This is a genomic window from Caballeronia sp. GAWG1-1 (genome assembly GCF_023631465.1).
GTDB lineage: Bacteria > Pseudomonadota > Gammaproteobacteria > Burkholderiales > Burkholderiaceae > Caballeronia.
The window spans coordinates 1-13,522 of the sequence record NZ_JALQDB010000054.1 but is presented as its reverse complement, the minus strand read 5'-3'; the positions used below and the strand labels follow the sequence as shown (position 1 = coordinate 13,522).

The following is a 13,522-nucleotide window of genomic DNA, read 5'->3' as shown; positions in this document are numbered from 1 at the left end:
ACAGTCTCTTTGCCTGAATACCTTGACTAACGATCCTTCGATCCCAGAAAGCGCATTTTCCAAGCTATTTGAAAAGCGACGCACGCTTTTGCGACTGGCCTGCCTTAGCGCAGCGCCGGCGCTAAGCGTTCACGCGTTGAATTCACAAGCGCAAGGCAATTGTCCAGCCCTTAGCACCGGACCGCGACGCATTACAGACCTCATCGGCTCGAATGGTTTTCCTCAGACGCCTACCGACATCTGTATGTGGCGCGAAATGGGATTGACTTGGGGCCGCGACTCGGTGGGACCTGGTCAGCCGAATTCTTCAAGCGACGCAATGAACGTCTCGAAGACGAGTCCGGGTTTCGACGTGGACTTGTCGAGCTGCATTTTAAGGAACAATCAAAACGGCGTGCATACGCTGCTCTATCTTGGCTATACGCCGAAGTGGAACGCGAGCGTTGACGGCGATTCGAAATCCGCGCCTAAGGACGTGAGCTATTGGCAGAAATATGTCGAAGCGGCCGTTAGCAAGTACAGCGCGCCTCCGTACAACGTGAAGTATTTCCAGATCTGGAATGAAGCGGCCGGGCGCTTGTCGGGGGGATCGCCGCAGGCGACTTTCTGGCACGGATCGGGATATAACAAGGACCGTAAGCTCTCGTCCAGCTATGACAGCGCCATGCAGGACTATGTAGACAAGATCCATCTTCCGGCGGCGGCCATCATTAGGAAGTACAAAGGCTATGTTGTTTATGGCGGCTGGCCCGATCAAGGCGGCGTGGATTCGTACGTGAAGTGGCTCGAATATCGCAGCGGCACTTACCAGACTCGCATGATCGACAATGTCGATTATCTCGACACTCACTACATGAGCGTCAAGGATCTGGACAGCCTTTACTCGCGTTACGTGCAGCCTGGGACGGTTCGAGGCATCTGGCAGACGGAGATCGGCGACCGCTACATGATCGATCCACATTACCTGCCTCAGTATTTTTTTTCCTTCGCGGTATGGGCGCTGAAGCGCGGATGGGACGATCCGAACAAATATGTCTCGATGATTTATCACTGGGACGGCTACGATCCATTCCGACTCACCAAGCGTGGCACGCCACGTACCTATAACGTCCCCGGCCGCACATTGATCGTTCTCTGCTCGACGCTTCGCGGCACGCTTTCGCCCTATACAGGCCAAGTCACGGCAAGCGACGACAAGAGTCCTCAGGCGCTGTACTCGGACAACGATCTGATCGTCCTGGTGAGCTCTTCCCCAGGACAATCGACCGTACAGTTGAGCGATGGTGGCAAGCTTGCAAGCGGCGGATTGGATGCATCGCTGGTAGATGCGGTTACCGGCGCCGTGTCGACGGCTCGGGTCGAAAAGCGTCAGGGCAGTCAGATCAACGTGAGCTTTTCTACGCCTGCCGCACTCGGCACCGGCGAAAAAAAGCATCTCAGCTATCTTGTTCTGCGGCGTAAGGCCTGAGCTCAAGCATTAAATCAAGGGGACTCAGCATGGTCTACATAACGCTGATTGCGTTGTTGCTGACAGTGACGAACTTCGTGCCGTTAAGCGCGATAGGATTTCTGCCGATCCTTCTTTACGGATGGCGTTTCTTCGGACGCTCTTACCCTTCGTTCGTCACGCCGCTCGTGGCCTTTGCCGCGTTCGCGACGATATCGACCATATTTTATGATCCCGCTTCTCTCGTCGATTTCGAATTCTATCGTCGCGATGGCAACTTTTACATCTCTTACGCGCCGATACTCGCAGGCTTCTTATACACGCACGACCTCGATCTGAACAAGCTTCTACGCCGCTTCTATATCTTCGCGGTCTGCGTCAACGCTCCGCTTTACGCTTATTATCTGGCACACGCCGGACTGCTCTCGATTCTCAAGCATCCGAGCGATAGCTACGGGAGCTTGTTCATCGCACGAAATGCGGCGGGCGGCTTCCTTGCCATGCTGCTTTGCCTGGGCATTGCAAACTACATGCATAAACCCAGCAAGCCAATGCTTGCGCTCATGGGCGCGAACTTCTTGATGCTTTGGTCGACTTACAGCCGCGGCTCGTTGCTCGGCATCGTGATGATCGTGCCTTACATTGTGCTGGGTCGCAAACGCTGGGTGCTGGCGACCATGATCGCAGGGATGATCCTGGCGTCGCTAGCGGTGGCGCAGTGGCACACGTTACCGCACATCAATTACATGGGCTACACGTTCGCGATCAGCGATCCCGACGAGAAAGTGGCGAATCTCAACATCCGCTATGAATGGTTATGGCCTCGTGCGCTGGCGTACTTCGAGCAGAGTCCTATCGTCGGAATGGGCTTTGGATCGTTCGATGATCGAATAGCCTCATACATCAATTACTTTCACCTGTTCGCCCAACCGCTGCGGATCACCACGCATCATAGCGACTCGCATGCGCACAACTCGTACCTCAACTTCCTCGCGGAACTCGGGATCGTTGGACTGGTGTTGATGTTGTCGTTCTACTGGAGACTGACGGGTTGGTGTCAGCGGAAGGCACAGGAATCGTTGCTCTTGAGAGGCTCGCGCGACTTCGTTGCGCTTCGCTTCGTGGAGCTTTCTTCGGTCTGCCTGATGGTCATGGCGGCCACGGAACACCGCTTGACGTCGCCATCCAACGTGTTACCGCTGGCGCTTGTGCTGTCTCTCGTGGTGTCGTCTCGCGGACTTTCCATGCGCTTTCTTCGCTCGCGCACGGCGAGAGCGCCGGTCAGAAGCGCGCTCGCCGTCCGGCCGGAACCACAGTGAACTCGACCACTGTGTTTCCGGTCACTAGCGCGGGCAATCAAGCACCAGAGCGCGCACGGGCGAAGTTGGTGTAGCTCGAGTACACCGGGTTGATTGGCACGCCGTTGGTCATGATGCCAAAGGTGTGATCGCCGCTATCGAGCACGTAGTACATGGTCGACTGGATGTTGTGCGTCTTGCGTGCGTTGTAGAACGACTGCAGGCGCGATTGGACAAACGTGGCGCGGTAAGCATCGGTCTGCTCGGGATTCGCGTTCCACTCGGTGATCATGAAAGGAACACCGTAGCGTGCCTTGCAGTACTGCGGCAAATCGAAGTGAGGTCCCGCGCCGTCCGAACCGATGTCAAACAAGTCGCCGTACACCTCGTAGTTGTGCCATGTCGTAATGTCCCAGCGAACCTTGGGATGCCCGCTCGTTCCGTCCGGCTGCATGCCGTCCCAAAGTGCATCCGATGCACCGATGTCCGCCACACAGAAGTTGATGCCGCACTTCGCGTCCGGCTGAATGGCCTTCACACCAGCCATCAGGCCCCGCATGACGCCGCGCATGACGGGCCAGTTCGCGTTGTTGAAATCCACTACGTCGGTACCCGCACGGTTCGAATGCAGCACGGTCTGCGAGCGACGGGTGAGTTCGTTGCCACACTCGTACATAGTCACACCGTGCGGCTTGAGCGCGGCGGCCACAGTCATGCCGGTGTTGTAGGCCGTAGCGTAAGCCGCTGCCTCGCTACCGAACAGATTGCCCGAAGCGTCGGTCAAACCTTGCTGAACGAGCGCGAGGATTTTGATACCGGTCCCATTCATGGCCGAAGCCATTTTGGCTACGGCGTTGTTCTGCTGCGTGGTGCCGTTACTGCCGAGGCGATACATGGTACAGCCCAAGGCCTTCAGAATAGAGATGGTCTCGGCGGGCGTGTAGCGGTAGTCCCAGTGACCATTCATGCCGAAGAAGGTGCCTGCCGGTGCGGCGACGTCGACGCGCGGGTCGTTACATGCGAGCCACTTGTTCGACCAAACATAGAACTGATTGCTTTTGTTTTTCTGGTAGATCTTGCCGCCCGACCAAAGGAGCATGACTACGTTTGCAATCGACACAGAGGTCTTGTTCTTGTAGACCATACCGCCTGAGAGCGTCCACACGGCTCCCGTCTTATCGATGATCGACGTTCCGTTAGGGATGGTCGTGCCATCCGCTGACGCGTTCGCTGCTGCCTTGGCAGTCGAATCCGGCAAGGCGGAGTCATCCGAAGCCTTTGCCGACGACTCCGGCAGTTCGCCCACACCTCCGCCACCACAAGCGGACAGCATATAGGTTCCGGGCAGCGCGGTCATGCTAGCTAGAAATTTCCGTCGATTAATCATCGTTTCGTACTTCCGCCAAGTCGGGCGGAAAACTCCCTGAGGTTAGAGATGGATGTCTTCGTGCCCCCTTTAAAGAGGACTGCTAACGGATGAACCAAGGTACTTACGCTATTTGGCAGCGTGTCGACCTTGGAAGCTCTAAGGTTGGTGATCACCGATGCGCGATGCGGAAATAACGGCCGTTGCGCGATGACTAACCCTTGCTGCATCAAAAAACTAAGGAACTTCTGACGACTCCGAGAGACACAGTGGTTCCGCGATTTGCAGAAGACATGGCAGATACGCACCTTGTGGAACGCAAACGCTTGCCTTAGAGGTCATACGATAAGAGGATATTACCTAAAATGACACGCCTCGTGAACCCTCGTTCGGTACTTTCTGGAAGAAAAGCAAGAAAAGGGCTGTTCGAATTAGTCTGAGCGGAACAAATGACGCTAGTCAATCGCCGCTTAAGGGCAAATTGTACCTTTTTTATTTTGATGTCATTGTTACTAAGTAGATCTTACCTTTTGTGAATTTATTGGGCGTAAGGCCATGTCGGACGGTGGCCTCAGGCGTGAACTTTCATATCGTGGAATCATCGCGTCAAAAAATTTACCCGAGATTCGACTGTTTATACGAACGTGCGTACGCCAAAATCTGCCTTCATAAACGCGGTTTTTTCCGCTTCTATTTTTTTCTTAGCTCAAGCGCTGCATGAGAAATAAAGCGCTCCTCCGTGTGGCAAACCCGCATTTCGTTCAATCGAAGCCCTCACGCCCCTAAGTGACCGCCCTATCGAATCGTTACCGACGCATTGATCGGTTCGATGCATTGCGCATCTGTCTCCAGTCTCTGATTGCAAGCGCGCTCGCTTATGCGTGCATGAAGCTGATGGGCTCGACGAGCTTGACTTGGGCCGTCTTCTCTAGTCTTTTCACCCTTCAGGCTAATTTCGACCGCAGTCTCAAACATGGCATCGGTCAGATGATTGGCGCGGTGGCCGGTACGGTTGTCGGCCTGGCGACCCTGCATGTCTTCCCGGATGCCGGCGACGCGATACTGCGGTTAGGCGTCGCCACGCTCGCAACATGCCTGATGTCGTCGACCTTCCCGACGACCAATTACAGCATCGTGGTCGCTGCCGCAATCGCGCTCGAGCCTTCGGCAGGCTTCGCGGGCGCCATGTCGCGTGCGGAGGCCATCGTGTTGGGATCTGCCATCGGCATCGTGGTGTCGGTGAGCGTCTGGCCGCAACTGGCGCGCTCGCGTGCGTTCGGCATCATGGGGGATCTCATCGACGATTGCCGCGCATTGCTGCATGCCTTGCCGATCTTGAGCGCCGTAGAGAACCGCGCATCCGTCGACGCCTTGCATGAGCGCTTTTTACGCCATCTCGTGGACGCTCGCGCGGTCAGTAGCGATGCTCGCGTCAAGGCGCGCTTTCGCGCAGGACCGACGCTCAGTGCGGCGCTGACAGCGTTCGAAACCTTGTGGCATGGGCTGGTACTGCTCGATCGTGTCGGGGAATCGCAATGCAGGGTGCTTCCCGAAGATGAGCGCAAGCTGCTGCGCGAAAGCGTCAACGCAGTAGGCGAATGCGCGAGCGGCTACTTGGAACAACTCGCCGCGTACCTGCGCGACGGCGCCGCGCTTCCACCCAGCGAGCATTTTCTAAAGCCGCTCGGCGATGCATCCGCATCCGTCAAAGCGCGCTTCGTAGAGGCCGCCGAACGTCGTAATGAGTCGTCGCAACAACTGCAGGCGCTGGCTACGCTGTTATTCGCTCTCGAGCAAATCGAGGCGAACCTCAGGAACATAGGGTGGCTCTTGGAAACGAGATTCTAGAACGGCTGTCGAAGCGACCGCTCGATACGAATGCCGTGCCGCTTCATCTTCGCGTAGAGCGCGGGCTTCGATACGCGCAGCAACTTCGCGCAGGTCGTAACATTGAAGCGACATGCTTCGAGCGCATTCTCGATCGCAATACGCTCGGCCTCCTGAAGCGACACTGGCTCTTGACGTGAAGCGTTGCGCGTATCGCTGCCTGGCTGCGCGCTCGTCGTACTGCGCAAAAACGGCGATACATCCGCAATGCAATCGCCTTCGTTCAAATTCACCATCTTCTCGACGAGATTTTCCAGCTCGCGCACGTTACCGGGCCAAGCGTGAACTTCGAGCTGTTGCAGCGCATGCTTCGAGAGCGATGGCGTCGGCTTGTGCATCCGCGTGCAGTATCGTTCGAGGAAGAATGCCGTCATTGCCGCGATGTCTTCGCGCCGCTCGCGCAACGGCGCAATCGTGATCTCGATTACGTTGCATCGATAAAACAGGTCTTCGCGGAAGGTTTTTTCCCGCACCATGGCCGCAAGATCACGGTTGCTCGCGCAGACGATGCGAACGTCCACCGGAATGCCGCGTGTATCGCCAATACGCGTGACCTCGCGTTCCTGCAACACGCGAAGCAGTTTCGCCTGCACGTCGATAGGCAACTCCGAAATCTCGTCGAGGAATACCGTGCCGCCATCGGCGGATTCGAACTTGCCTGGACGACCATCTCGCGCCGCGCCCGTGAAGCTGCCAGGCGCATGTCCGAAGAGTTCGCTCTCGATGAGCGCATGAGGAAGCGCCGCGCAATTGATTGCGATGAACGGCAGCGTGCTGCGCACACTCGCATTGTGAATGGCCTGCGCGAAAACCTCCTTGCCGACACCGCTTTCGCCCGAGAGTAGGACGTTGGACGCGCCGCGCGCCGCCTTCTTCGCCGCATCGAGCGCGCGCTTCAAAGCGGCACTCGAACCGATCACGCTGTCGAAGGTAAAGCGCGCATGGTTGCCCGCATAGCGTCCCGCCATCTTCCGCACACGACGCATCTCACGGAACGTGTTGACGACAGACACCACTTCCCCGCAGCGGTTCTTGATGGGAATAGCCGTATCCAGTAGATGAAGATGGCGCGCTGGAGAGTCGATGATCAACTCGCGATCCACATAGCCCACGCCGGTGCGAAAGATCGGGCCAATGATCGGCTCGAAGTCGATCACCTCGTTGAGCGTCTTGCCGATACTCGCTTTCGGATCGATGCCAAGAATACGGCCCGCCACCGAGTTGACGTGGCGTAGCACATGGCGCTGCCCGATCACCATCAAGCCATCGCCGATATGGTCGATGATCGCGCGTTGCTCTTCGACGAGCGTGTCGTACACGGCGAGATCGAAGGCGCTTTGGAGAAGCACGTCGAGCGTTGCACCCAGCAGCGTGATGAAGCTTGCAGGCGAGCCCTTGCCGTTGCCGCTTGCGTCAAGCACACGCAATGCAACGAGGAAAACACGTCGCCCATGCGTCTCGACTCGCAGCGCGAACGCCTGCGCAAACGATGCGGCGCGTCCCGCGAGCGTCAGCATCACGCAGCGTCCATCCGACATCGACGTGGCCGCTTCCGCCAACGCGGCAAGCTGCGCGGACGGACAATGCGCAAAGAACGTATCGCGTGTCGCCGCGTCCGCTTTCGTGAATTCGTCGATGCTTTCCAGCACGTGCCCCGCGCGATCCAGCGTGAACAGGCATACCCGTGCTTCGTTTGCGGCAAGCACGCGCGCGCTCTTCCATCTCGTGCTGGCGAGTGCCCCTTCGAGCGTGACGGTATCGGGATCGAGCGCGACGGTGGCCATGTCTTCCTGCAAGCGGTCGGGCAACGTCATCGAATATAGCAGTTCAAAATCCCGCCGCCGCACTGCGATTTTTCAGAGCGGACGCGTCAATCCTTCTGCGCAATCGCAGTGAGCGCGCCGCTGTTCAACTGATACACCGTGACCGGCGCATCGACCCAATCGCCGTTTGCATCGAAGCGCACGGGGCCGAGAATGCTCGTGAACGCCTGCTCGCGCAGCGCTTTGACGTATACCTCGGGCTTCGACGATCCCGTTTTCTGCATCGCGTCCGCGACGACGAGCGTTGCGGCATAGAACGCGGGCGCATAGGTATCGACATCGGCGCTGAACGCACTCTTGAATTTCGTGCGAAAGGTCTTGCCGTCCGGTAACGAGTCGAGCGGCGCGCCGCCTTGCGCGCAGAACATGCGCTTGTCGGCGGCTCCGGCCGATAGCTTGTCGAATTCAGGCGAGCAAATACCGTCGCCGCCTACGAGCGTTGCGTTGATGCCGAGTTCGCCCATTTGCCGCGCAAGCGTCGCGGCCTGTGCGTAGTAGCCGCCATAAAACACGACCTGCGGATTACGCGACTTGATCTGCGTGAGAATGGCCTTGAAGTCGGTTGCCTTGTCCGTGCTGTATTCACGCGCGACGACCTGCAAGCCCGCCTTCTTTGCGCTGTCGACGAATACATCGGCGACGCCAACGCCATAAGCGGTGCGGTCATCGATTACCGCGGCGCGTTGTGCATTCAACACTTTCGCCGAATAAAGCGCCATGCGGCCACCCATGACGTTGTCGTTGGTCGCGAGCCGGAAGACATAGGGATAGCCGAGGTGCGTGAGTTGCGGGTTCGATGACGCGCCGGTCATCATCACCACGTGCGCATCGTTGTAGATGCGCGCGGCGGGAATGCTCACGCCCGAGTTGTAATGGCCAATGACGGCGGATACGCCATCGTCCACAAGCTTTTGCGCTACGCTCACGCCTACTTTCGGATCGCCCTGGTCGTCCATCGAGATCAGTTCGAAGCGCACGGGCTTGCCCGCAATTGTGAAAGCCTTCGCATTGAGTTCGTCGATGGCAAGCCGTACACCGCGCTCATCGTCCTTGCCGCTTTGCGCCGCGCTGCCGGTGAGCGGCCCTGCCACACCGATCTTTATCACTTCCTGCGCGTATGCCGCGCGCGTTGCGCCAACCGTTGTCAATGCGCATGCCATGAACGCCATCGCCAAGTTGAATCGTTTCATATCGTTTCTCCAGTCGCAGTCAATGACAGACCTTCAAGAACGTCCCGTACCGGCGACAGCGTGTCGAATTCGAAATCGGGACGTGGCTGCCACGTTCCGAGCGTCTCTCGCGTGCGATTGATCCAGGCCACCGCCATACCAAGAGGCTTTGCTCCGTCGATATCGGCCCAGCTCGCGAGCGAACAATGCAGCACGTCGTGCGCGTTTACCGCCAGGCGGTCGAGCGCGAGCGCAAAGATCGCCTGCGATGGCTTGTAGGCCTGCGCCATCTCCGCTGTCGTCACATGCTCGAAATAGCGTGTGAGCCGCGTGCGCCGCCATAGATCGCTGTCCATGTTGGTGATCGGCATGAGCGGATAGCGCGCCGCAGCCCAATCGAGGAACGGCTCAGCATCGGCGTGTGCCGGCGATGCTTCGACCAGATGCGAGAGGAACACGTCGTTCAGCGTTTCCATCGCATGGCCTTTACGCGCGCCGGGCCAGTGCGTATCGAGGCAATCGGCGAGTGCTTGTTGCGCAACATCGCGATAGCGCGCGTAGGCCTGGCCTCGATAAAGACGCACGTTGCGGATGTCCCAATCGAGATAGATCTGGGAGACAGGTTCGTCTGCCTCGACCGAGATGCGCCGCAGGACTTCCGCCATGCCGAGCGTGCCGCCTTGATCCACATCGACGAGCGTGCCGAAGTAATCGAACGTAAGGGCTTTGGGACTCATTGCGACGTCTTCCTGTTCGCGAAGGCCTTCACGCGCTCGGCGGCATCCGGCAGCGCGAATGCCTCGATGGTGACGGCACTCTCGAGTTCGAGACTGCGAGCCAGCAAGCCCGACAGGTCGCTCGTCACCAGTTTCTTTAGCTTCGATACGGACGTCGATGAGCGTTGTGCGATACGTGCTGCAAGTTCGAGCGCGGTTTCCAGTACGGCATCGCGCGGAACCACGCGATTGACCAAACCCATCGATAGCAGCGTCTGCGCGCTCTGCCTTTCGCCGAGCAACCAAAGCTCCATCGCGCGTTGATGCCCTATCGCCTGAGGCAGCAGATGCGTGACGCCGCCCGTCACGAATTGTCCCCACTCCATCTCGGGAAAGAAGCACACGAGATCGTCCGATGCGACCACGATGTCGCAATTGAGCATCCACTCGAAGCCGCCGCCGACGGCATAACCATGCACCGCGCCGACCACGGGCTTGGCACCGAACATCAGATCGCGTGTGATGCGCTGAATGCGCCCGATATGACTGCGGATACTTTCATCGCTTTCGCTTTGGGCGTCGAACTCCTTGAGGTCGTCGCCCGCGCAAAACGCGCGTCCCGCACCGGTGAGCACGATGACGCGGCATGATGCATCGCCGAGCGCGCCTTGCAGCGCGTCGTGTAGATCGTCGAGCAACGCACCGCCGATTGCGTTCATGCGCTCTGGTCGATTCAACGTGACGATGGCAACCGGTCCTTCCATGTGTAGCGTTACGTCGCTCATGCGAGCTCCTTGTCGATCCAGCGCGTCTTGCCTTCGGTACGCGGAAAATGTTCGAATGGCACCATCGTGACCGTTGCGCTCGCGCCTATACGATTTCGTACGGCCGCCTCGATGTGATGCGCGGCATCGCCCCAGCGGGCGATATCGAGACCGCTCGCCGCTTCCACAGTCATCGCAATGCGGTCGTAAGGGCCATCGCCCTTGAGCACGATGCGAAACTGTCCCGAGGCCCATTGCGGCAGCGCTTCCACAGCGAGCCGGACGGCACCCGGAAAGACGTTGATGCCGCGCACGTTGAACATGTCGTCGGTGCGACCCGTCACGCGAAAACGCCATGCCGTGCGTCCATCCTCGCCGGCATCGACGGCAGTCACCGTCACCACGTCGCGGGTGCGATAACGCACGAGTGGCTGACATTGCTTGCGCAAATGCGTGCACACGAGCTCGCCCGTGACGCCCTCTTCCATGGACAAACGCGCGAGTGTCTCCGGATCGATGATCTCCGCGAACACGACATCCGCCGCATGAAACAAGAGGTCGTTGGTCCAGTCCGTCTGTCCGCCAAGAATGCTCAGAACTTCCGATAAGCCGAAGTTCGCATTGCGCACCTTGAAGCCCCACTTGTCTTCCATCGTCGCGCGTAACTCGGGGTTGTCGAGACCTGCTTCGCCACCGAACAGTCCGAGCTTCAGGCCGAGTTCGCGCGGTGTAGGTCCGCCTGTTTCGCGCAACACTTGCTCGATAAGCGCCGGATACGAAGGCGTACAAGAAATCGCGTTGATGCCGAGACTCAGAATGGAGTCGATCAACATCCGCGTGTTGCCGACGCCGAACGGCGCCACCGTCGCGCCAGTGGCTTCGAGAATGGTGTGATCGGTGAAGCCGCCGGTCCACATGCAATAGTTGAGACAGTGGATCACGCGATCATCGGGGCGCAGACCCGCCGCCCACATCGAGCGTGCGCCGACGCGGGCAATGTCCAATGCATCGCGTGTGCTGTTCGCGAGAATCAAAGGGCGCCCGGTCGTGCCCGACGTGCGATGCAAGCGCGCAATGGCGCTTTCCGCGCAGGCCACGTAATCGCCGAATGGCGACGCACCCTCCTGACTCACGCGCAACTCGTCCTTCTCCGTGAAGGGCAGGTCCTGCAGCGAATCGAGCGTGATGTCGTCGCGTTCGATCCAGCGTGCGAGCTTCGAACGATAGAACGCCGACATCGCACGCAGATACGTCCATTGCGTCGACCAGAGCGCGTCCTGATGACGACGCACGCCGGCTGACGGCAGCGTTTCGAAGGCTTCGTCGAAGTACACGCCATGCGTTGGGGCAGTCACAGCCACGTCCATGTCTTTCCTCGGTTGAGCGGCCTTTGCCGCGAATTCTTCGTTATGGCGGGCACGCTCATGACGAACGGCGCTTCGCGGCGCGCGCCTCGATGACGCTTCTCTCGACGATGGCCCGTGCATGGCTCGCGCTGCCGACGGGGCCGCCGTTATCGGCTGCGACAACGTCGAACCAGTACAGCGCGCCTTCGATTGCACGAAACGTCGCGGTGGCGGAGACATCGGCGCCATGTGGTGTCGGTGCGAGATGATTGAGATGCGTGGTGACGCCCACGGAGAGCTGCCCGTCGCGCAGGGAGTCGCGCATGAGTTCCGCGCAGGCGCGCTCGATAAGGGACAACAATGCGGGCGTGGATAGCACGTCGGGATAGCGCTCATCCGCTTCATGCGCGTGAGCAGAGGCGAGATCGGCGGATGAGACGGTATGCGTGAGCGTGGCGGTTCGGCCTGCTTCGATCATGGACGGCTCCGGTTTGTTATCGGAGCTATCAATGCAAGGGCTGGGCCAATCATGCGAAAGCCCCGGCTGGCGGGACTCACCGCAAATCGCTGAATGATCGAGAGGGCTGACCGTAAAGATTCTTAACGTTGCGAATCGAAACGGTCGTCGGCTTTGCTTAACGGGTTTCGATGCGAGATTGTGCGTATCAACGAAGCGGCAGCATCGTGAGTCCGACGATAACCAACGCAGCACCGCCGCCGCGTCGAATCATCATGAGACGACTGTGGCTCGTGATACGCCGATGCACGGCATGCGTGACGAACGCGTAAGTCGACATCACAGTGAGCACCACGGTTGTATCGATCGCGATGAGCGTGGCGAGTTGCGGCAGTATCGGCGTATGCAGATCGACTAGCTGTGGCACGGCGGCCGCGAAGAAGCCGAGCGTGTTCGGATTGACGAGCGATACCGTAGCGGCCTCAAGAAAGATGCGCAGACAAGGCTGCCTGACGTGCGGCGTCACATGCGTGACCGCGGCTTGTGGGCCCTGTCCACGCATCGCGCGTATGCCGAGCCAGATCAGATATAGCGCGCCCGCTAGCCGCAGACCGATGACAAGCCACGGCGATGCGTTGAGCAAGGCGCTCAAGCCGAGCATGACGCCGCTTGCCATGACGAAGCGCGAACACAGGTTACCCGAGACCGTGAAGAGCGCGGCATACAGTCCGTAACGCACGGTATTGCGCACGACGAGCATGGCATTGGGGCCCGGGGAGCCCGTGGCGGCGAGCGTTGCAATGGAGAAGGCAAGCCAGGTGGCGGTAGTCACGGCTAGCTCCCACGCGTGGCGTATGCGTCGACGGAAGAGGCTTGAATGCGTGCTGACATGCTGGCTCCCGAAACGTTTGCGATGGAAGCCATTGTTGTTCATGCGGATGCGCGCAGACACCCTCCTTGCGTTGGCATCGGATTGGCGGGAGCTGACTCACGACGCGCACTGAAGGCTTTAGCCGCCTTTCTTGCGTGCCGCGACGGTCTTTTTAACCGCGGGCTTACGCGTCGCACGCTTGGGCGTCGTCTTATCGATATCACGCATCGACTTGAGCTCGTCTTTCAACGACGCATGCGCCGTTTCCAGCGCGGCCAGTTTGCCTTGGAGCACGCCGGCAGGGACTGTCAGCAATTTTGTGTGTGAGGCTACCATTATGGAAATGGAGCCGTTATGCCACGCAAACCCAAGACACCG

At 58.9% G+C, this 13,522-nt stretch carries 11 protein-coding genes and 1 pseudogene; 3 read left to right on the top strand and 9 right to left on the bottom strand.

The window, feature by feature from the left end; translation table 11 throughout:
* Positions 1–22 precede the first annotated feature (22 nt).
* Together NCT03_RS31295 and NCT03_RS31290 are read left to right on the top strand one after the other, a co-directional pair.
* Entirely contained in the window at positions 23–1,468 is a 1,446-nt protein-coding gene (locus NCT03_RS31295; protein ID WP_250495271.1) for a hypothetical protein, read from the top strand.
* A gap of 29 nt (positions 1,469–1,497) precedes the next feature.
* Positions 1,498–2,766 (top strand): O-antigen ligase family protein, encoded by a 1,269-nt coding sequence (locus NCT03_RS31290; protein WP_244831380.1) that lies wholly within the window; start codon positions 1,498–1,500, stop codon positions 2,764–2,766.
* A 37-nt stretch (positions 2,767–2,803) separates the two neighbouring features.
* Here the strand turns inward: NCT03_RS31290 and NCT03_RS31285 are convergent, their stop codons facing one another.
* Positions 2,804–4,132, bottom strand: a complete 1,329-nt coding sequence (locus tag NCT03_RS31285) for a hypothetical protein (protein WP_250495270.1) — start codon at positions 4,130–4,132, stop codon at positions 2,804–2,806.
* 813 nt (positions 4,133–4,945) lie between these two features.
* Here NCT03_RS31285 and NCT03_RS31280 point away from each other — a divergent pair.
* Positions 4,946–5,959, top strand: a complete 1,014-nt coding sequence (locus tag NCT03_RS31280) for an FUSC family protein (protein ID WP_250495269.1) — start codon at positions 4,946–4,948, stop codon at positions 5,957–5,959.
* Here NCT03_RS31280 and NCT03_RS31275 read toward each other — a convergent pair.
* The 8 genes and pseudogenes from NCT03_RS31275 to NCT03_RS31240 form a co-directional block, all read right to left on the bottom strand.
* Positions 5,956–7,782 (bottom strand): sigma-54 interaction domain-containing protein, encoded by a 1,827-nt coding sequence (locus tag NCT03_RS31275; RefSeq protein ID WP_250495309.1) that lies wholly within the window; start codon positions 7,780–7,782, stop codon positions 5,956–5,958. The genes NCT03_RS31280 and NCT03_RS31275 overlap by 4 nt on opposite strands.
* Before the next feature lie 86 nt (positions 7,783–7,868).
* Positions 7,869–9,011 (bottom strand): branched-chain amino acid ABC transporter substrate-binding protein, encoded by a 1,143-nt coding sequence (locus tag NCT03_RS31270; RefSeq protein ID WP_244831377.1) that lies wholly within the window; start codon positions 9,009–9,011, stop codon positions 7,869–7,871.
* Positions 9,008–9,727 (bottom strand): HAD family hydrolase, encoded by a 720-nt coding sequence (locus NCT03_RS31265; RefSeq protein ID WP_250495268.1) that lies wholly within the window; start codon positions 9,725–9,727, stop codon positions 9,008–9,010. Before NCT03_RS31265 ends, NCT03_RS31270 begins: the two co-directional genes overlap by 4 nt.
* Positions 9,724–10,491 (bottom strand): enoyl-CoA hydratase/isomerase family protein, encoded by a 768-nt coding sequence (locus NCT03_RS31260; protein WP_250495267.1) that lies wholly within the window; start codon positions 10,489–10,491, stop codon positions 9,724–9,726. Before NCT03_RS31260 ends, NCT03_RS31265 begins: the two co-directional genes overlap by 4 nt.
* Positions 10,488–11,837 (bottom strand): phenylacetate--CoA ligase family protein, encoded by a 1,350-nt coding sequence (locus NCT03_RS31255; RefSeq protein WP_250495266.1) that lies wholly within the window; start codon positions 11,835–11,837, stop codon positions 10,488–10,490. The genes NCT03_RS31260 and NCT03_RS31255 overlap by 4 nt, the downstream gene beginning before the upstream one ends.
* 55 nt (positions 11,838–11,892) lie before the next feature.
* On the bottom strand, positions 11,893–12,294 hold the full coding sequence (locus NCT03_RS31250) for a thioesterase family protein (protein ID WP_244831373.1): 402 nt from the start codon (positions 12,292–12,294) through the stop codon (positions 11,893–11,895).
* A 187-nt stretch (positions 12,295–12,481) separates the two neighbouring features.
* Positions 12,482–13,105, bottom strand: coding sequence for a LysE family translocator (locus NCT03_RS31245; RefSeq protein WP_250495265.1), 624 nt, complete (start codon positions 13,103–13,105; stop codon positions 12,482–12,484).
* A 177-nt stretch (positions 13,106–13,282) separates the two neighbouring features.
* Positions 13,283–13,522, bottom strand: a pseudogene (locus NCT03_RS31240) (hypothetical protein); the annotation flags it as partial.